This window comes from Streptomyces sp. NPDC051315 (assembly GCF_044455165.1).
In the GTDB taxonomy this organism is placed as follows: Bacteria; Actinomycetota; Actinomycetes; order Streptomycetales; family Streptomycetaceae; genus Streptomyces.
On sequence record NZ_JBITEN010000010.1, the window covers coordinates 199,358 to 218,814 of the forward strand.

Below are 19,457 nucleotides of genomic sequence, written 5' to 3' on the forward strand. Positions count from 1 at the left end.
GTTGTAGGAACTGCGGGGCCGATTGTCGGACCCGGCTTGTAGGGTCTGATCATCACCGATCGGCAGGATGCCGACCTGTCGACCATGTCGGGCGAATTGAGCGGGGTGAGGGTAATGGCGACCAAGGACACCGGCGGCGGGCAGCAGAAGGCCACGCGTTCCACGGAGGAGGTCGAGGAGCAGGCGGCGGAGGCGCAGGCTTCGGAGGACCTCAAGGAGCGCCACGAGAAGCTGAGCGACGACGTCGACTCCGTCCTGGACGAAATCGACGACGTCCTGGAGGAGAACGCCGAGGACTTCGTCCGCTCTTTCGTACAAAAGGGCGGGCAGTAGGCCGTCTTTGCCTTCGAACCGAAGGTTTGAGGGTGCGGGGGTGTGAGGGACCGGTGAGCCCGCGATCCGTCGTGGGTCCACCGGTCCTCGTGCTCAGGACCGGGTGCCACGTGATCTGCAGGAAGGCTTCGGCCGAACATGTGGATCACCCCCGCGAGCCGGGTAAGGTCCCTGCCATACCGATGCTTCACCTGTGAATTCGGCTTATCCGGAAGGAACCTCGTGGAAGCCAACTCTCGTGGCGTCGGGCGTCTACCAGCAGCCTTCCTGACGCCTGGATCCTCTTCGTTCATGGACTTCCTGTCGGAGCACCAGCCCGAGCTGCTCCCCGGCAACCGGCAACTGCCGCCCACCCAGGGTGTGGTCGAGGCGCCGCACGGCACCACGATCGTGGCCGTGACCTTCCCCGGCGGCGTGGTGCTCGCCGGTGACCGGCGGGCCACGATGGGCAACGTCATCGCGCAGCGGGACATCGAGAAGGTCTTCCCGGCGGACGAGTACTCGGCCGTCGGCATCGCCGGCACCGCCGGTCTGGCCGTCGAGATGGTCAAGCTCTTCCAGCTGGAGCTGGAGCACTTCGAGAAGGTCGAGGGCGCGCAGCTCTCGCTCGAGGGCAAGGCGAACCGGCTGTCGACCATGATCCGGTCCAACCTCGGCATGGCCATGCAGGGCCTGGCCGTGGTTCCCCTCTTCGCCGGGTACGACGTGGACCGGGGCAGGGGACGGATCTTCTCCTACGACGTCACCGGCGGCCGCTCCGAGGAGCACCACTACGCGGCGACGGGCTCCGGCTCGATCTTCGCGCGCGGCGCCATGAAGAAGCTCTTCCGTGACGACCTGACCGAGGACCAGGCCACGACCCTCGTGGTGCAGGCCCTCTACGACGCGGCAGACGACGACTCGGCGACCGGTGGTCCCGATGTCGCCCGCCGGATCTACCCCATCGTCACCGTGATCACCGAGGACGGCTTCCGCCGGCTCACCGAGGACGAGTCGGCCGAGGTCGCCCGCTCGGTGCTGGCACGCCGCCTGGAGCAGCCGGACGGCCCGCGGGCCGCGCTGCTGTAGCCGGCCGCACCGCTGGGCAAGGTGATCGAGTGACTTCCACAGAAAGGGACGGATAACCGGTGTCGACGCCGTTCTATGTCTCACCCCAGCAGGCGATGGCCGACCGCGCGGAGTACGCGCGCAAGGGCATCGCCCGTGGCCGCAGCCTGGTCGTGCTGCAGTACGCCGACGGCATCGTCTTCGTCGGCGAGAACCCGTCCCGCGCGCTGCACAAGTTCAGCGAGATCTACGACCGGATCGGCTTCGCGGCCGCCGGCAAGTACAACGAGTACGAGAACCTGCGCATCGGCGGTGTGCGCTACGCCGACCTGCGCGGTTACACCTACGACCGGGACGACGTGACCGCCCGCGGTCTCGCCAACGTCTACGCCCAGACGCTCGGCACGATCTTCTCCTCGGCGGGGGAGAAGCCGTACGAGGTGGAGCTGGTCGTGGCCGAGGTCGGCGAGACGCCGGACGGCGACCAGATCTACCGGCTGCCGCACGACGGGTCGATCGTGGACGAGCACGGCTCGGTCGCGGTCGGTGGCAACGCCGAGCAGATCAGCAGCTACCTGGACCAGCGCCACCAGGACGGCATGACCCTCGCCGAGGCCCTCAAGCTGGCCGTCCAGGCGCTGTCCCGCGACACCAACGGCACGCAGCGGGAGATCCCCGCCGAGCGCCTGGAGGTCGCGGTGCTGGACCGTACGCGACCGCAGAAGCGGAAGTTCAAGCGGATCGTGGGCCGCCAGCTGTCGCGTCTGCTGGAGGCCGGGGGAGCGGCCACCGAGGCGGAGAGCTCCGACGAGGAGTAGTCCCGCTCGCGTCCTTCCGTGCCCCGGCCGACGACTCGGCCGGGGCACAGCTCGTCTCAGGAGGCGCCAGGCGCCGCCGTGGAGCCCCGTACGACCAGCTCGACGGGAATGTCTCCGCCCTCGGGGGTACGGCCCTCCAGGACCGCCAGGAGGGCGCGCATGCCCCTTTCCCCGAAGAGTTCGGCGTCCAGCCGGACGGTGGTCAGCTCGGGGTCGAGGGCGGTGGCCAGGGCGATGTCGTCGACGCCCGTGACCGAGAGGTCGTCCGGGATGCGCAGGCCCCGTCGCCGGGCGGCCTTGTAGACCCCGGCCGAGAGCTTGTCGTCGTCGCAGACGACGGCGGTGGGGCGGGGGCCGGGCGCGTCCAGGGCGGCCTCCGCGGCGGCGAGCGCGCCCTCGATGGACATGGGGGTGTGCGCCGTCCTGAGCGAGGTCCCCGGTACCGCGCCGACCCGTGCGGCGAGCTCGCGCGCGCGTACCTCGAACGTCCAGGACGGCACGTCCGCCGCCAGGTGCAGGAAGTGCCGGTGGCCGAGGCCCAGGAGGTGGTCGGCGACCTGGCGGGCGCCGTCGGCGATGTCCAGGTTGACCGTGGCCGCGCCGAGGCGCCCGGACGGGTCGCTGTCGAGCATCACCAGGGGCAGCTGGTCGCCGTGGATGGCGGTGAGGGCGTCGGCGGCCATGGAGGAGGCGATGACGCCGTCCAGGGCGGCCTGGGCGGAGGCGAAGGGGTCGCGGGCCGGACCGACGCCCTCGGGAGAGGGGTAGAGCACCACACCGAAGCCGTGGTCGGCGGCGACCCGGGCCGCGCCCGTGTAGACGCCGGCGAAGAACTCGGTGGTCAGGGCCGGGACGACGAGCAGGACCGTGCGGGTGCGGCCGAGGCGCAGGTTGCGTGCGGCGAGGTTGGGCCGGTAGCCCAGCTCCCGCGCGGCGTCCCGTACGCGCTCGGCCGTGGCCTCGGAGACCCGGCCGCGCCACTTGTCGCCGAGCACCAGGGAGACCGCGGCCTGCGACACCCCCGCGGCCTGGGCGACGTCACGGCTGGTCGGGCGCGTGCTACCTCGTACCACCGTGGGCCCCGCTCTTTCCTCTGACGCGTGAACGCTGGACTCGTGAACAGCGCACATGGTACGTATGACAAGAGACGTTATACGTAAAACCCGTGGGTGGCGCACTGCCTCGGGTGAGCCGACGGAGGCGGGACGATGGCCGCGGGATACCTGGAGATCCTCAGGGCGAGGCACGCGGCGAGACTGCTGGCGGGCACGCTCGTCGGCCGGCTCCCCAACGCCACGGCCGCCATCGCGATCGTGCTGTTCGTGCGTGCCGAGGGCGGCACCTACAGCCTCGCGGGGGCCCTCGCGGCCGTCTACGGCGTCGCCAACGCCGTCGGCCAGCCCGTGCTCGGACGCCTCGTCGACCTGCGCGGCCAGCCCCGCGTCCAGCTGCCCGCCGCCCTCGCCTCGGCCCTCGCGATGGCCGTCTTCGCCTTCACGGGCATCGGCCCGCTGCCGCTCGCGTACACCGCCGTGGCGGCCGCCGGACTCCTCACTCCGCCGCTGGAGGGCGGCCTGCGGGCCCTGTGGCCGTCGGTGCTGCGCCGCCCCGACCAGGTGCACACCGCGTACGCCATGGACGCGGTGGCGCAGGAGGTGATGTTCACCGTCGGCCCGCTGCTGGTCACCCTGTGCGTGTCGCTGTGGTCGGCGCAGGCCGCGCTGCTCGTCCTGAACGCCGTCGGCGTGCTCGGGGCGCTGACGGTGGTCGTCTCGCCGCCCTCGCGCGCGTGGCGCTCCGACCCGCGCGAGGCGCACTGGCTCGGCGCCCTGCGCTCGCCCGGGCTGCTGGCGCTGCTCGCCGCCTTCCTGTTCGTCGGCATCGCCCTCGGCTCGATCACCGTCGCCTCCGTGCCGTACGCGGACGACCACGGGGGCGACGCGGTCTACGGCTGGCTGATGGCCGCCCTGGGGCTGGGCGCGCTCGTCGGCGGAGTGGTGTACGGGGCCCGGCCGTGGCCGGGAGTGCCCGAGCGGCGACTGCGGGTCCTGGTGGCGTTCCTGGCGGTGTGTTACCTGCCGCTGATGCTGATGCCGGGTGCCGTCGCCATGGTGGCGCTCACGGTGCTCGCCGGCGTGTTCCTCGCACCCGCCATCGCCTGCGCCTTCGTCATCGTCGACCGGCACGCGCCGCGGGGCACGGTCACCGAGGCGTTCTCCTGGCTGGTGACCACCTTCACGGTCGGTCACTCGCTCGGAACCGGCCTGGCCGGGCCGGTCGTCGAGGCGGGCGGCGCCCTGTGGGGCTTCGCCGTACCGGGGGCCGCGGGGGCCGTGTCCCTGCTGGTTTTGCTGGCCACGGGGCGGGTACTCGCAGCTCCCGCGGGGAGTGCGGTGGTTGCGGCTTCATCGGAAAATGATCCGAACCGTGCCGCCGAACCCCGTTTCAGTTCCAAGGATCGGGCGTAATGTTCAGTCATGGACCGCCGCATTTTCGGGCTGGAGAACGAGTACGGCGTCACGTGCACGTTCAGGGGACAGCGCCGCCTGTCGCCTGACGAGGTGGCGCGGTACCTCTTCCGCCGTGTCGTGTCATGGGGCCGAAGCAGCAATGTCTTTCTGCGGAACGGCGCCCGCCTCTATCTCGACGTGGGATCGCATCCGGAATACGCCACACCCGAATGTGACAACGTGACCGAACTGGTCACCCACGACAAGGCCGGCGAGCGCATTCTCGAAGGACTCCTGGTGGACGCGGAACGACGCCTGCACGAGGAGGGAATCGCGGGCGACGTCTACCTCTTCAAGAACAACACCGACTCGGCGGGCAACTCCTACGGGTGCCACGAGAACTACCTGGTGGCCCGGCACGGGGAGTTCTCCCGGCTCGCGGACATCCTCATCCCCTTCCTGGTGACCCGCCAGCTGCTCTGCGGCGCGGGCAAGGTGCTGCAGACGCCCCGCGGGGCCGTCTACTGCGTCAGCCAGCGGGCCGAGCACATCTGGGAGGGCGTCTCCTCGGCGACGACCCGCTCGCGGCCCATCATCAACACCCGCGACGAGCCGCACGCGGACGCCGAGCGCTACCGCCGGCTGCACGTCATCGTCGGCGACTCGAACATGTCCGAGACGACCATGCTGCTCAAGGTCGGCGCCACCGACCTGGTGCTCCGCATGATCGAGGCGGGCACCGTGATGCGCGACCTCACCCTGGAGAACCCGATCCGGGCGATCCGCGAGGTCAGCCACGACATCACGGGCCGGCGCAAGGTGCGCCTGGCCAGCGGCCGCGAGGCCTCCGCCCTGGAGGTGCAGCGCGAGTACTACGAGAAGGCCGTGGACTTCTGCGAGCGCCGCGGCATCCGCACCGGCACCGTCGAGCAGGTCCTGGAGCTGTGGGGCCGCACGCTCGACGCGATCGAGACCGAGGACCTCGACCGCATCGGCACCGAGATCGACTGGGTGATGAAGTACAAGCTCATCGAGCGGTACCGGGCCAAGCACAACATGACCATGTCGCACCCGCGCGTGGCGCAGATAGACCTCGCCTACCACGACATCCACCGCCGTCGTGGCCTGTACTACCTGCTGGAGAAAAAGGGCCAAGCCACGCGGATCTGCAACGACTTGAAGATCTTCGAGGGCAAGTCGGTCCCCCCGCAGACCACTCGCGCGCGCCTGCGCGGGGACTTCATCCGCCGCGCCCAGGAACAGCGCCGGGACTTCACCGTCGACTGGGTCCACCTCAAGCTCAACGACCAGGCTCAGCGCACCGTGTTGTGCAAGGACCCGTTCCGTTCGGTGGACGACCGGGTGGAGAAGCTGATCGCCGGAATGTGAGCCACGCGTTCCGGTGAATACCGGAACGCAACACGGGCGCCGTACGTTTTCCGTACGGCGCCCTTCTCACGCCGTAGAGTTGCGCGCACGCCATCTACAAGATCGACGGATTACGAGGCCCCCACCGTGCGCCGACGCTCACTCATTCTCGCCGCCGTACCCGCAGGACTGGTCACGCTCGCCGCGTGCGGCGACGACAAGTCCGACGACTCGAACGCGGCGGACAGCAGCGCGTCGCCCTCCGCCTCGGACACCTCCGCCGCGCCCGCGCCCAAGATCGTCGACGGTCCGCTGCCGGCCGTCACGGCGGGCGTGGAGTTCGGTGAGAAGCCGACGGTCGCCAAGGGCACCGGCACCCCCTCCGACCAGCTCGCCGTCAAGACGCTCATCGCGGGCAGCGGAGCGACCGTCGCGGAGAACGACTACGTCTGGGCCCACTACCTCGGTCAGATCTGGGACACCGCGAAGGTCTTCGACAACTCCTACGACCGCAAGACGCCGCTGTTCATCCAACTGGCCAAGGGCGGCATCATCGACGGCTGGCGCTACGGCCTGGCCGGAAAGAAGGCCGGCAGCCGCGTGGAGCTGGCCGTGCCCCCGACCTGGGGATACGGCAAGGAGGGCCAGCCGCAGGCCGGTATCGAGGGCACCGACACGCTGGTCTTCGTGATCGACCTCCAGGGCACCTTCAACGCCAAGAGCTCGGCCCGGGGCGAGGACGTGCCGCAGGACGACGCCGCGCTGCCGAAGGTCGGCACCAACACCGACGGCAAGGCGCCCCCCGTGGAGGTCCCCAAGGCCGACCCGCCGAAGAAGCTCGTGGCGAACTACATCATCGAGGGCGACGGCGAGGAGGTCGCGGCCGGCGCCAGCGTGGTCGTGCAGTACCGGGGCGTCGTCTGGGAGACCGGCAAGGACTTCGACTCCACCTACACCCGCAGCGCGCCCACGGCGTTCTCGCTCGAGCAGGTCGTCAAGGGCTGGTCGCAGGGCCTGACCGGCAAGAAGGTCGGCAGCCGCGTCCTCGTCGTCGTCCCGCCGGACCTGGGGTACGGCGACAACCCGCCGAGCGGAAGCGACATCAAGAAGGACTCCACGATGGTCTTCTCGGTGGACATCCTCGCGGCGGTGTGAGGCCGCCCGAGGTGTAAGACTGTGCACGTTGCCTTATCGAGAACAAGCAGGAGCTACAGACGTGAGCATCGACAAGCCCGAGATCGACTTCCCGGGCGGCGAGCCCCCGGCGGACCTCGAGATCAAGGACATCTGGGAGGGCGACGGCGAGGTGGCGCAGGCGGGCCAGACCGTCACCGTGCACTACGTCGGCGTCGCCTTCAGCACCGGCGAGGAGTTCGACGCCAGCTGGAACCGCGGCACCCCGTTCCGCTTCCCGCTGGGCGGCGGCCGCGTCATCAAGGGCTGGGACCTCGGCGTGCAGGGCATGAAGGTCGGCGGCCGTCGCCAGCTGACCATCCCGGCCCACCTCGCCTACGGCAACCAGAGCCCCACCCCGGCGATCAAGCCCGGCGAGACGCTGATCTTCGTGGTGGACCTGCTCGGGGTCTGATCGCGGTCGCGGCCGACCGGCGTACGACAGGTCCTGGCTGATCGTCGCGCGACCGGTCCCGACCACCTGGGGCCCATGCCTGTCCGGGCATGGGCCCTCGGCTTTTGCCGGGGCACCGCGGAGCGGTACGGTCAGGCGTCAAAAGCACCATGAGGAGGCGAAGGGCGTCGATGGCCATTGCCAAGGCCGAGCGGCTGATGAACCTGGCGCTGTGTCTGCTCGGGACGCGGCGGCCGCTCAGCAAGCGCGAGCTGCGTCAGTCCATCGAGGCCTACCTCGAAGCGGGCAGTGACGACTCCTTCAACCGCATGTTCGAGCGGGACAAGGACGACCTGCGTGAGCTGGGGCTGGTCATCGAGACCGTGGAGAGCCTCGACGGTGAGATCGGCTACCTCGCCCGCCGCGACAGCAACCGTCTCCCGCCCATCACCCTCGACGCCGAGGAGGCCGCGGCGCTCGGCCTGGCCGCCAAGGTCTGGCAGCAGGCCCGGCTCGCCGGCGCGGCCAGCGGCGCCCTGCAGAAGCTGCGCGCCGCCGGACTGCCGGAGGACGTCGACCCCTACGAGGCCCACGGTGCCCTGGAACCGCGCATCCCGGTGCACGAGGCGGCCTTCGAGCCGCTGATGCTGGCCTGCCGCGACCGCCGGCCGGTCGTCTTCGACTACCGCAAGGCCACCGCCGCCCGCCCCGAGCCCCGGCACGTCGAGCCCTGGGCGCTGGAGTGCTGGCGCGGCCACTGGTACCTCGCGGGCTGGGACCGCGACCGGGGCGCCGAACGCGTCTTCCGGCTGTCCCGGATCACCGGCAAGGTGCGCTCGCGCGGCGGGCGCTTCACCGCCCCCGTCCCCGACGTCGTCACCGTCCGGGAGACCGTCGCCGGCTGGGCGGGGGAGACCGCCGACCGCAGCGCGCTGATCCGGCTGCGCACGGATGCCGGGTACCCCCTGCGGGCGAAGGCCACGGCGGTGCGGGAACTCGGCGACGGCTGGGACGAGTTGGAGATTCCGTACGGCCACGGACTGGACGCCTGGCTGGTGGAGTTCGGACCGGACGTGGTGGTCCTCGAGCCCGCCGAGCTGCGGGCCGACGTGGTGGACCGGCTGCGCGCCGTGGCCAAGGGCTGAGGGGGAGCGAGCAAGACAGTGGCAGGCAAACCGGTCAGGCCGGCGAACGCGATCGACCAGACGCGGCGGATGCTCTCCCTGGTGACGTACCTCCGGGAGCGGCCCGGGGCGCGGATCGAGGACGTGGCGCGCGCCTTCGGGATCACCGAGGACGAGCTGGTCTCCGACCTCGACGTGCTGCCCATGTGCGGCACCAGCTTCCGCGGCGGCGATCTGCTGGACATCGACACCGACGGCGAGCGCATCTGGTGGCACAATCCGGCCGCCCTCGGCGCGGAGGCCGCCGAGCCGCTGCGGCTGGCCGCCGACGAGGCGACCGCCCTGCTGGTGGCCGCGCGGGCCGTGGCGACACTGCCGGGCCTGCGCGAGAGCGACCGCCAGGCGCTGCTGCGCGCCACCGCCAAGGTGGAGACCGCGGCCGGCGAGGCGGCGGGCGCCAGCTCCCGCCTCTCGGTCACCTTCGAGTCCGAGGGCGGTGTCTTCGCCGACGTGGACCGGGCCATCTCCGAGCGGCGCCGCCTGTGGATCCGCTACTACTCGCCCGCCCGCGACGAGGTCACCGAGCGCGAGATCGACCCCATCCGCCTGGTCAGCGTGGGACACACCTACGTGGAGGCCTGGTGCCGCCGTTCCGAGGCGCGCCGCACCTTCCGCCTCGACCGGGTCGCCGAGATCAGGATCCTCGACGAGCCCTCCGCGCCGCCCGAGGTGGAACTGCGGGACCTGTCGGAGGGGCTGGTGCAGCCCGCGGCCGAGGACCCGGAGGTCGTGGTCGAGGTCGGTCCGGGAGGGCGCTGGGTCGCCGAGTACTACCCCCACGACAGCGCCGACGAACTTCCCGACGGCGGCCTGCGCATCACCCTGCGCACACCCGACCCGGCCTCACTGCGCCGCCTGGCCCTGCGCCTCGGCCGTGACGGCCGGATCGTCTCGCCGCCGGAGCTCGCCGACAGCGCCCGCCGGGCCGCCCGGGAGGCGCTGGCGGCGTACGACGGGGTCGAGGCGCAGGAGGCACGGCAGGAGGCCACCGGGACGCCCCACGGGCAGCCCGGAGAACGGTTGGGCGGGCCGGTCCACGGACAGGCCGGCGCGACGGCCCCCGGCCAGGCGCACGGGCTGTCCGAGCGGCCGGTCCACGGCCGGGCCGAAGGGCAGGCCGACGGACAGGTAGCCGCACAGGCCGTCCAGGAGGCCGGCGGGGCGGTCCGCGGAGCGGGCCGTGGGCGGTTGTTCGACGGGCAGTTCGACGGGCGGGAGCAGCGGCTTTGAGCGGGTCGGCGGTGTCGGGTGGACAGGGCGTCTCGGTGGCCTCCGCCTTCGCGGGGATGCGGAGTGTGGCTCCGGTGATGTTCCGGGCCGGCTGCCCGGACTGTCGAGGCCGGTTCGAACTCGCCGCGAGTGCGCTGCGGCTGGCCATCGGTGCCTCCAGCCGGACCACCTTCTACTCCTTCACCTGCCCCGACTGCGGGGCCGCCGTGCGCAAGCCGGCCGGGGAGCGGATCGTCGAACTGCTCACCGGCGGCGGGGTCAGGACCCTGCGGCTGCACTCGACGCTCTAGACCGGCCCCGGAGGGTCTAGGCTCGGCGTCATGTTCTGGCCGATGTTCGCGGTAGCCATGGGTTTTCTGGGTCTCGCCGTCCTCGCTGTGTTCGCCGTCCGGGTCTTCCTGGAGGCGCAGCGCCTCGGACGACAGGTCGCGGACTCCACGGCCCGGATCAACAGGGCGGCCGAGGACCTGGAACGGGCCACCCTGAGCGCGGCCCGTGCTGTGGACAGCGTGTGAGTCCTGCTGTGGCACGCCTGTGAGTCCCGCGCCGAATGCGTTTTGGGCCACTTCGCCCTCCCGCCCCGGCGGCGCGGACAGGTACGCTGCTGGTCGCGGTCCGGAGAACGAGGCCCGGATCGCGAACCGGGAGTACGCACGGGGATTGCCTCACGTTTACCCCTGAGCGTTACGATCGCTGCCAACACGATCGTTCGGACACATGTCCGACCGGTCGGACAGCACCCACCCAGCCGCCTCGGTGAGAAGGTAAAGACTTATGTTCGGACGGCTCGGCGCCCCCGAGATCATTCTCATCCTCGTCGTCATCATCCTGCTGTTCGGCGCGAAGAAGCTTCCGGACATGGCCCGCTCGCTCGGCAAGTCCGCGCGCATCCTCAAGAGCGAGGCCAAGGCGATGAAGGAAGAGGGCAGCAACTCGGCCACCCCGGCCGGCCCGCCGAACAACGGCGAGCAGCCCCCCGCCCAGCGCACCATCCAGGCCGCCCCCGGTGACGTGACCAGCTCGCGCCCGGTCAACGAGCCCACGGACACGACCAAGCGCTGACGCAGCGCCGGTGACCCCCGCCGGCCTGCCGCACGAGATGGGAACGTGGGTTGCTCAAGCCTGCCCGCAAGAAGGAGAAGGATCCCGAGGGGCGGATGCCCCTCGCGGAACACCTCCGTGAGCTTCGCAACCGGCTCGCGAAGGCGCTGCTCGCCATCGTCCTCGTGACGGTCGTCGCCGCCTTCTTCTACAACGACATCATCAACTTCCTCACCAAGCCGATCCTCGACTCGGTCGGCTGCGGGAAGACGTTCGAGCAGATCCAGAACGAGCTGCGGACGTCCGGCGAGACCAGCAAGCAGTGCGCGCGGATCACCATCAACGGCCTCCTCGCCCCCTTCACGCTGGCCCTCCAGGTCTCCCTGATGGCCGGTGTCGTCTTCGCCTCGCCGGTCTGGCTCTACCAGTTGTGGGCCTTCGTCGCTCCCGGCCTGCACAAGCACGAGCGCAAGTACGCCTACGCCTTCGTCGGCACCGGCGTCCCGCTCTTCCTCGGCGGCGGCTACTTCGCCTACCGGGTGCTGCCGACCACCGCCGAGGTGCTGATCCAGTTCACCCCGACCGGCGTCGACAACTTCCTGCCCCTGGACGACCTGCTGCAGCTCGTGACGCGCATGGTCGTGGTCTTCGGCCTCTCCTTCGAGCTGCCGCTGCTGCTGATCATGCTCAACCTCACCGGATCGATCACCGGCAGGCGGATGGCCGGCTGGTGGCGGGCCATGATCATCGGTATCACGGTGTTCGCCGCCGTCGCCACACCCAGCACCGACCCCATCTCGATGCTGGCGCTCGCCGGACCCATCTGGATCCTGTACTTCACCGCCGTCGCCTTCTCGCTGCTGAACGACCGCCGCAGGCGCCGCCGCGACGCCCTGGGCCCCGCCGACGACGAGGCGTCCGAGCTGGACCTCACCCCCGAGGACATCGGCCAGGTCGAGACGGTGTCCGCGAGCCGTGCGCTGCCGGAGCAGGCGAGCACCGAGCGGGTCAACGGTTATGACGACGTGACCTGAAGATCGCCGCGAGGCTCGTAGGGTCACCTGCGTGACCAGCGAGATCACCCTCTTCGTCAACCCCACCGCGGGCCGCGGCCGGGGCGCCCACGCGGCGCTGCCGGCCGCTTCCGCGTTGCGGGCGGCCGGCTACTCGGTGCGGACGGTCCTCGGCGAGAACGCCGAGGAGGCCCTGGCCCGCGCGCGGAGTGCCGTCGCCGACGGCACCGGCGCCCTGGTCGCCGTCGGCGGCGACGGACTGGTCCACCTCGCGCTCCAGGCCGTCGCCGGCACCCGCACCCCGCTCGGGGTGGTCGCCGTCGGCACCGGCAACGACTTCGCCCGCGCCCTCGGTCTGCCCGTGCGCGACCCGGCCGCCGCGGGCCGGCTGGTCGCCGACGCCCTCAAGGGCGAGCACATCCGGGACGTCGACCTCGGACAGGCGGGCGGCCGCTGGTTCGGCACCGTCCTCGCCTCCGGCTTCGACTCCCGTGTCAACGACCGGGGCAACCGGATGCGATGGCCCGCGGGACGCGCCAAGTACGACCTGGCGATGCTGGCCGAACTGGCCGCCTTCCGTCCCTTCCCGTACCGGCTCACCCTCGACGACGGCACCGTCCGGGAGGTCGAGGCCACCTCGTCGCGGTCGGCAACGGGTCGTCGTACGGCGGAGGCATGCGGATCTGCCCGGGGGCCGACCCCACCGACGGGCTGTTCGACGTGACGGTGGTCGGGGACTGCGGCCGGGCGACGCTGCTGCGGGTCTTCCCCCGGGTCTACCGGGGCACGCACGTCGAGCATCCCAAGGTCACCGTGTACCGGGCGGCCACGGTGGGGATAGCGGCGCCGGGCATCACCGGGTACGCCGACGGGGAACCGCTGGGTCCGCTCCCGCTGACCGCGCGCTGTGTGCCCGGGGCGGTACGGATCGTAGGCCCCTGAGCCGCTGAACTGCGCGGATCCAGGTTTGAGAGCGCTGGATCCGGATAATGATCGTCCTGTTGTCAGTGGGGCCCGGTACGCTCGAAAGCACGATGACAGAGGACCTCTCACCGGCCGAGCGGTACGCGGCTGCGCGCAGGCGCGCTGCCGAGCAGGCCACCGCGCTCGCCTCCTTCCGCGAGATGTACGACTTCGGCCTCGACCCCTTCCAGATCGAGGCCTGTCAGGCACTCGAGGCGGGCAAGGGCGTCCTGGTGGCCGCACCCACCGGCTCGGGCAAGACGATCGTGGGCGAGTTCGCCGTCCACCTCGCCCTCCAGCAGGGCAAGAAGTGCTTCTACACGACACCCATCAAGGCGCTGTCGAACCAGAAGTACTCCGACCTGTGCCGTCGCTACGGCGCCGCGAAGGTCGGCCTGCTCACCGGCGACAACAGCGTCAACTCCGACGCCCCGGTGGTCGTGATGACCACCGAGGTGCTGCGGAACATGCTGTACGCCGGTTCGCAGACCCTCCTCGGCCTCGGGTACGTGGTGATGGACGAGGTGCACTACCTCTCCGACCGCTTCCGCGGTGCCGTGTGGGAGGAAGTGATCATCCACCTTCCCGAGTCGGTCACCCTGGTCTCGCTCTCCGCGACCGTGTCCAACGCCGAGGAGTTCGGCGACTGGCTCGACACCGTCCGCGGCGACACCGAGGTGATCGTCTCCGAGCACCGGCCCGTGCCGCTGTTCCAGCACGTGCTCGCGGGGCGGCGGATGTACGACCTGTTCGAGGAGGGCGAGGGCCACCGCAGGGCCGTCAACCCCGACCTCGCCCGCCTGGCGCGCATGGAGGCGAGCCGGCCCTCGTTCCAGGACCGCCGGCGCGGGCGCATGCGTGAGGCCGACCGGGAGCGCGAGCGCCGGCAGCGCTCACGGGTGTGGACGCCGGGCCGTCCCGAGGTGATCGAACGCCTCGACGCCGAGGGTCTGTTGCCCGCCATCACCTTCATCTTCAGCCGTGCCGCCTGCGAGGCGGCCGTCCAGCAGTGCCTGTACGCCGGCCTCAGGCTCAACGACGACGTCGCGCGGGAACAGGTCCGTGCCCTCGTGGAGGAGCGCACGGCCTCCATCCCGCACGAGGACCTGCACGTCCTCGGCTACTACGAGTGGCTGGAGGGCCTGGAGCGGGGCATCGCCGCCCACCACGCCGGCATGCTGCCGACCTTCAAGGAGGTCGTCGAGGAACTGTTCGTCCGCGGCCTGGTCAAGGCCGTCTTCGCCACCGAGACCCTCGCTCTCGGCATCAACATGCCCGCCCGCTCGGTGGTGCTGGAGAAGCTCGTCAAGTGGAACGGCGAGCAGCACGCCGACATCACCCCCGGCGAGTACACCCAGCTGACCGGGCGCGCGGGCCGGCGCGGCATCGACGTCGAGGGGCATGCCGTCGTGCTGTGGCAGCGCGCCATGAACCCCGACCACCTAGCCGGTCTCGCCGGCACGCGCACGTACCCGCTGCGCTCCAGCTTCAAGCCGTCGTACAACATGGCGGTCAACCTGGTGGAGCAGTTCGGGCGGCACCGCTCGCGCGAGCTGCTGGAGACCTCGTTCGCGCAGTTCCAGGCCGACCGGTCGGTGGTCGGGATCTCCCGGCAGGTGCAGCGCAACGAGGAGGGGCTCGAGGGCTACAAGGCCTCCATGACCTGCCACCTCGGTGACTTCGAGGAGTACGCGCGGCTGCGCCGCGAGCTCAAGGACCGCGAGACCGAGCTGGCCAAGCAGGGTGCCGCCCAGCGGCGGGCCGAGGCGGCCGTGGCGCTGGAGAAGCTCAAGCCCGGAGACGTCATCCACGTCCCGACCGGCAAGTACGCCGGTCTGGCGCTGGTGCTCGACCCCGGCCTGCCGGCCGGCCGCGCCAACGGCCACCGCGGTTTCGACCACCACGACGGGCCGCGCCCGCTGGTGCTGACCGCCGAGCGGCAGGTCAAGCGGCTGGCCTCGATCGACTTCCCGGTGCCGGTCGAGGCGCTGGAGCGGATGCGGATCCCGAAGACGTTCAACCCGCGCTCCCCGCAGTCGCGCCGCGACCTCGCCTCCGCGCTGCGCAGCAAGGCCGGGCACATCCCGCCGGAGCGGGCCCGCAAGCAACGGTCCCAGGCCGCCGACGACCGGGAGATCGCCCGCCTGCGCACGGCGATCCGCGCGCATCCCTGCCACGGCTGCTCCGACCGCGAGGACCACGCCCGCTGGGCCGAGCGCTACCACCGGCTGCTGCGCGACACCTCGCAGCTGGAGCGGCGCATCGAGGGCCGGACGAACACCATCGCCCGTACCTTCGACCGGATCGTGGCGCTGCTGACCGAGCTGGACTACCTGCGCGCCGATGAGGTCACCGAGCACGGCAAGCGGCTGGCCCGGCTGTACGGCGAACTCGACCTGCTGGCGAGCGAGTGCTTGCGGGCCGGTGTCTGGGAGGGGCTGTCCCCGGCCGAACTCGCCGCGTGCGTCTCGGCGTTGGTGTACGAGGCCCGGGTCGGCGACGACGCGATGGCGCCGAAGCTGCCCTCCGGCAAGGCGAAGGCCGCGCTGGGGGAGATGGTGCGGATCTGGGGACGACTGGACGCTCTGGAGGAGGAGTTCCGGATCAACCAGACCGAAGGGGTCGGGCAGCGTGAGCCCGATCTGGGCTTCGCCTGGGCCGCGTACATGTGGGCTTCCGGCAAGGGCCTCGACGAGGTGCTGCGCGAGGCGGAGATGCCCGCGGGCGACTTCGTGCGGTGGTGCAAGCAGGTCATCGACGTGCTGGGGCAGATCTCCGCCGCGGCTCCGCCGGAGGGGTCCAGCGTGGCCAAGACCGCGCGCAAGGCCGTCGACGGGTTGCTGCGGGGAGTGGTGGCCTACTCGTCCGTGGGGTGACGGTCCTTCGGCGGGCGCGGGTGGTGCGGGGTGGCTCCCGCGCTTCCCCGCGCCCCTGAAGGACGTCGCACTGCCGGCGGTCGACGACATGGGGCGTTCGCCCCGCCCCGCCTTCCGCGATCGGTTTCACCGCTCGGACCCCGAGCGCTCCCTCTGCGCATTCACCCCGCGCCACCGCTGATGCCGCACTGTGCGCCGTCGGCGTCCGCAGGGGCGCACGCACCCTCTTGGTTCACCCGTACCGGTGAACCTTTTTCGTATGCCTGTATGTCGTCACGCTGGGTGTTCGAACAATGTCGCAGCGTGTAAACGGTCGAGGCTACTGCAGGTGCCCGCTCGGTTTCAGGCGGTCGCCGAATATGACACGGCGATGATCTGGTCGGACTAAGCTCGCCCGCGGCGCACCGAGTTGATGCGAAATCGTGCGCTTGTTCCCCAATATCCCGAAGATGCCGACACGTCCCTACAGAGGGTGCCCATATGGCGAGTGTTCAGTCCCCACCCGGTCGCCGAGAACTGGCCTACGTACGCGTGCTGTTGCTCCCGGCGATACTGATGGCCGCGGCGACCGGGGCCGCCGCCGCTCTCGTGGCGCCGTCGGCCCGGCTCGCCGTCGGCGTCTGCGGAGCCGTCGCCACCCTCCTGGTGAGCGCCGCCGGGACCGAGTCGGTCCGCCGCGGCCGTCAACTGCGTGCCGTGCGCGCTGAGAAGGACCGGCGCGTCGCCTACCTGGAACAGCGCGTCTCGGAGCACGAGGCGCGAAACCGCGCCGTCGCCCAGCGTTTCGTGCCCCAGGCGGTGGAATGGCTGCGCAAGGGCGGATCCCCCAGAGAGGTGTTGATCCACTACGCCGAGGTGGATCCCGACTTCAACGAACTCGACGACGGCCAGCGACTGGTCCTCAAGAAGATCCTGGACATCGTCGACCACGAGGAAGCCCTGCGCGACTCCGCCCAGCGCTCGTTCGTCAGCGTCGCCCGGCGCGTTCAGGCGATCGTCCACCAACAGGCCAAGGAACTCCGCGAGATGGAGGAGGACCACGGCCGCAACCCCGAGGTCTTCGACGACCTCCTGCGCATCGACCACGGCAACGCGCTGATCGGCCGCCTCGCCGACTCCATCGGCGTGCTCGGCGGCGGCCGCCCCGGCCGCAACTGGCCCGGGCCGGTACCGCTGTACAGCGTGCTGCGCGGCGCCATGTCCCGGATCCTGGAGTACCGGCGCATCCAGCTTGACTCCATCGCCAAGGTCAACATCCGCGGCCTGTCCGTCGAGCCGCTCATCCACGCCGCCGCGGAGCTCCTCGACAACGCCACCCGCTACTCGCCGCCGCAGAGCAAGGTGCACGTCAACGCCGTCGAGGTGCAGACCGGCATCGCGATCGAGATCGAGGACGCCGGCGTCAGCCTCAGCGAGGAGGCCCGCGCCAAGGCCGAGCGCATGCTGGAACTGGCCAAGGCCGGCGTCGACATCCAGGACGTCGGCGGCACTCCGCGCCTCGGCCTCGCGGTCGTCGGCCGTCTGTGCACGTCGTTCAACATGCAGGTGTCGCTGCGCACCTCGGCGTACGGCGGCGTCCGCGCCGTGCTCGTCGTGCCGAGCGAGATGCTCACCAGCGACCCCGCCCCCGGCTTCGCCCACGGCATCGGCGCCACCGCCGTACCCCAGATCGACCTGGGCGCCATCGAGGGCCCCAAGCGTCCGCCCAAGAAGCGCCGGCCCACCAACCCGCGCATCCCGGCCGGCATCTCCCTCGACGACGACGAGGTGCCGATCATCACCGAATGGACCGACAAGGGCCTGCCACAGCGCCGCAGCAAGGCGACGGTCCCGATCGCCCAGATCTACGCCGAGGCCTACGCCGCCAAGGAGGCGGCCGAGGCCGCCGAGCGCGAGGGCAGGCCGGACCCGTTCGCCCGACCGGAGCCCGAGCCCCAGATGAAGGGCGCCGAGCCCGGAGTGCACTTCGAGGCCTTCTGGGAGGGCCTCAAGAAACAGTCCCCGCCGGGCGTCCACCCCACCGACTTCACCCGCAATCCCACCGCTTACCTGCACCTGATCGAAGACAAGGCCGAGACCGAGGCCGACGACGAGGGGGACCTCAAGTGATCCAGCAGCGCGCCAACTTCGACTGGCTGCTCAAGGAGCTCTACGACGGAGTTCCGGGCATCGAGATGATCGTGGTGCTGTCGGCCGACGGACTGCGCATCGCCCGCTACGCCGGCGACCCCGACGCCGCGGACCGCGTCGCCGCCGCCTGCGCGGGCCTGCAGAGCCTGGCCAACGCGGTCGCCCAGGAGATCCATGCCAGCGACGGCGAGATGAAGATGGTCGTCATCGAGCTGAACGGCGGCTACTTCTACATGATGTCCGCCGGCGCCAACGCCTACCTCGCGGTCCTCGCCGACGTCCGCTGCGAGGCCGGCCGGATGAGCGGCATGATGCGCGACCTCGTGGTGCGCATCGGCGCCCATCTGACCACCCCGCCCCGGCGCAACGGGCAGAGCGTATGACGCCTCCGCAACGCCAGCGGCGACACCCTCTGCCGACCCCGCCCGCGCAGCAGACCGCGCAGACGACGGAAGACAAAGAGCCCAAGAACGTCGAGCGGCTGTACGTCATCTCGGGCGCGGACGGGGAGCGGGCGCCCCTCGACCTGGTCACGTTGATCGTGGCGAGCGGCGAGCCGCCCACCTCCGCGACCCCCGAACAGACGGCGGTGCTGCGGATGTGCCAGGCCCCCCTGTCGGTGGCCGAGGTCTCGGCCTATCTCAGCCTGCCGTTCAGCGTGGTGACGGTACTGCTCACCGAGATGCTGGCGGCCGACCTCGTACAGGCGCGCGCCCCGATCGTCCGGCAACAGGTTGCCGACCGTTCCCTCCTCGAAGCGGTGATGCATGGACTTCAAAGGCTCTGACACGGTTCCCGGTCCCCGGACCGAGGATCATCTGCCGCACTCCACCACGGCGGCAGCCAAGATCGTCATCGTGGGCGGCTTCGGCGTCGGCAAGACGACCATGGTCGGTTCGGTCAGCGAGATCAGACCGCTGACCACCGAGGAGACCATGACGCAGGCCGGCATCGGGGTCGACGACGACTACGGCTCCGAGACCAAGACCGCCACGACCGTGGCGATGGACTTCGGCCGTATCCGGATCACGGAGCAGATCGTGCTCTACCTGTTCGGCACGCCCGGCCAGGAGCGCTTCTGGTTCCTGTGGAACGGCCTGTTCGAGGGCGCGCTGGGCGCCGTCGTCCTGGTCGACACCCGCCGCCTCGAGGTCAGCTTCGAGGTGATGGGCCGGCTGGAGGAGCGCGGCGTGCCCTTCGTGGTCGCCGTCAACACCTTCCCCGACGGGCCGCGCTACCCCGTCGACGACCTGCGCTCGGCCCTGGACCTGCCGTCCGAGGTCCCGATCATCGAGTGCGACGTGCGCCGCCGCGCCTCCAGCCGGGACGTGCTGATGACCCTGATGCGCTTCCTGCACTCCCTGGCGCTCACCCGCAGCCTCACCTGACCCCGCCCACCTGCTGACACCCGATTCCGCACAGTTTCGGAGCGACCCC

19 protein-coding genes and 1 pseudogene are annotated in these 19,457 nt (G+C 70.9%); 19 read left to right on the forward strand and 1 reads right to left on the reverse strand.

Translation table 11 applies throughout. The features are described 5' to 3' along the window. Positions 1-114 precede the first annotated feature (114 nt). The 3 genes from ACIBBD_RS20780 to prcA all read left to right on the forward strand — a co-directional run bounded on the left by ACIBBD_RS20780 (position 115) and on the right by prcA (position 2,198). Entirely contained in the window at positions 115-333 is a 219-nt protein-coding gene (locus ACIBBD_RS20780; RefSeq protein ID WP_062154959.1) for a ubiquitin-like protein Pup, read from the forward strand. A gap of 222 nt (positions 334-555) precedes the next feature. Next, positions 556-1,401 carry a proteasome subunit beta gene (prcB, locus tag ACIBBD_RS20785; protein ID WP_399420925.1) on the forward strand — a complete coding sequence of 282 codons (846 nt, stop codon included), beginning with the start codon at positions 556-558 and terminating at the stop codon, positions 1,399-1,401. Positions 1,402-1,460: 59 nt separating this feature from the next. Further along, positions 1,461-2,198 (forward strand): proteasome subunit alpha, encoded by a 738-nt coding sequence (prcA, locus tag ACIBBD_RS20790; RefSeq protein WP_399420926.1) that lies wholly within the window; start codon positions 1,461-1,463, stop codon positions 2,196-2,198. A gap of 56 nt (positions 2,199-2,254) precedes the next feature. Here prcA and ACIBBD_RS20795 read toward each other — a convergent pair whose 3' ends face one another. Beyond that, a complete protein-coding gene (locus ACIBBD_RS20795; RefSeq protein WP_399420927.1) occupies positions 2,255-3,271 on the reverse strand; it encodes a LacI family DNA-binding transcriptional regulator in 1,017 nt (338 codons plus the stop codon). A 135-nt stretch (positions 3,272-3,406) separates the two neighbouring features. On the opposite strand from ACIBBD_RS20795, the gene ACIBBD_RS20800 reads away from it, so the two are divergent. The 16 genes and pseudogenes from ACIBBD_RS20800 to ACIBBD_RS20875 all read left to right on the forward strand — a co-directional run bounded on the left by ACIBBD_RS20800 (position 3,407) and on the right by ACIBBD_RS20875 (position 19,408). Beyond that, positions 3,407-4,666 (forward strand): MFS transporter, encoded by a 1,260-nt coding sequence (locus ACIBBD_RS20800; RefSeq protein WP_399420928.1) that lies wholly within the window; start codon positions 3,407-3,409, stop codon positions 4,664-4,666. 9 nt (positions 4,667-4,675) lie between these two features. Continuing rightward, positions 4,676-6,037 carry a Pup--protein ligase gene (gene pafA / locus ACIBBD_RS20805; protein ID WP_055622880.1) on the forward strand — a complete coding sequence of 454 codons (1,362 nt, stop codon included), beginning with the start codon at positions 4,676-4,678 and terminating at the stop codon, positions 6,035-6,037. Positions 6,038-6,163: 126 nt separating this feature from the next. Then, positions 6,164-7,171, forward strand: coding sequence for an FKBP-type peptidyl-prolyl cis-trans isomerase (locus tag ACIBBD_RS20810; protein WP_399420929.1), 1,008 nt, complete (start codon positions 6,164-6,166; stop codon positions 7,169-7,171). 61 nt (positions 7,172-7,232) lie between these two features. Beyond that, positions 7,233-7,604, forward strand: coding sequence for an FKBP-type peptidyl-prolyl cis-trans isomerase (locus tag ACIBBD_RS20815; RefSeq protein WP_345586804.1), 372 nt, complete (start codon positions 7,233-7,235; stop codon positions 7,602-7,604). Between the two features lie 170 nt (positions 7,605-7,774). After that, positions 7,775-8,728 carry a helix-turn-helix transcriptional regulator gene (locus ACIBBD_RS20820; RefSeq protein WP_399420930.1) on the forward strand — a complete coding sequence of 318 codons (954 nt, stop codon included), beginning with the start codon at positions 7,775-7,777 and terminating at the stop codon, positions 8,726-8,728. A gap of 18 nt (positions 8,729-8,746) precedes the next feature. Beyond that, positions 8,747-9,997 (forward strand): helix-turn-helix transcriptional regulator, encoded by a 1,251-nt coding sequence (locus tag ACIBBD_RS20825; RefSeq protein WP_399420931.1) that lies wholly within the window; start codon positions 8,747-8,749, stop codon positions 9,995-9,997. Continuing rightward, the gene (locus ACIBBD_RS20830) at positions 9,994-10,287 is read left to right on the forward strand and encodes a hypothetical protein (protein ID WP_399420932.1); all 294 of its coding nucleotides are present in this window, start codon (positions 9,994-9,996) and stop codon (positions 10,285-10,287) included. The genes ACIBBD_RS20825 and ACIBBD_RS20830 overlap by 4 nt, the downstream gene beginning before the upstream one ends. 30 nt (positions 10,288-10,317) lie before the next feature. Further along, positions 10,318-10,512, forward strand: coding sequence for a hypothetical protein (locus ACIBBD_RS20835; protein ID WP_399420933.1), 195 nt, complete (start codon positions 10,318-10,320; stop codon positions 10,510-10,512). A gap of 259 nt (positions 10,513-10,771) precedes the next feature. Beyond that, positions 10,772-11,059 (forward strand): Sec-independent protein translocase subunit TatA, encoded by a 288-nt coding sequence (gene tatA / locus ACIBBD_RS20840; RefSeq protein WP_399420934.1) that lies wholly within the window; start codon positions 10,772-10,774, stop codon positions 11,057-11,059. 50 nt (positions 11,060-11,109) lie between these two features. Then, positions 11,110-12,072: a twin-arginine translocase subunit TatC gene (tatC, locus tag ACIBBD_RS20845; RefSeq protein WP_399420935.1), complete on the forward strand. Its 963-nt coding sequence runs from the start codon at positions 11,110-11,112 to the stop codon at positions 12,070-12,072. 31 nt (positions 12,073-12,103) lie between these two features. Further along, a pseudogene (locus ACIBBD_RS20850) lies at positions 12,104-12,993 on the forward strand (diacylglycerol kinase). 47 nt (positions 12,994-13,040) lie between these two features. Continuing rightward, positions 13,041-15,890 carry a DEAD/DEAH box helicase gene (locus ACIBBD_RS20855; RefSeq protein WP_399420936.1) on the forward strand — a complete coding sequence of 950 codons (2,850 nt, stop codon included), beginning with the start codon at positions 13,041-13,043 and terminating at the stop codon, positions 15,888-15,890. Positions 15,891-16,370: 480 nt separating this feature from the next. After that, positions 16,371-17,999, forward strand: a complete 1,629-nt coding sequence (locus ACIBBD_RS20860) for an ATP-binding protein (protein WP_399420937.1) — start codon at positions 16,371-16,373, stop codon at positions 17,997-17,999. Next, positions 17,996-18,403 (forward strand): roadblock/LC7 domain-containing protein, encoded by a 408-nt coding sequence (locus ACIBBD_RS20865; protein WP_399420938.1) that lies wholly within the window; start codon positions 17,996-17,998, stop codon positions 18,401-18,403. The genes ACIBBD_RS20860 and ACIBBD_RS20865 overlap by 4 nt, the downstream gene beginning before the upstream one ends. Continuing rightward, complete coding sequence (locus ACIBBD_RS20870; RefSeq protein WP_399420939.1) at positions 18,400-18,807, forward strand: DUF742 domain-containing protein; 408 nt, start codon at positions 18,400-18,402, stop codon at positions 18,805-18,807. Before ACIBBD_RS20865 ends, ACIBBD_RS20870 begins: the two co-directional genes overlap by 4 nt. Further along, on the forward strand, positions 18,788-19,408 hold the full coding sequence (locus tag ACIBBD_RS20875; protein WP_399420940.1) for a GTP-binding protein: 621 nt from the start codon (positions 18,788-18,790) through the stop codon (positions 19,406-19,408). Before ACIBBD_RS20870 ends, ACIBBD_RS20875 begins: the two co-directional genes overlap by 20 nt. Positions 19,409-19,457: the final 49 nt, after the last annotated feature.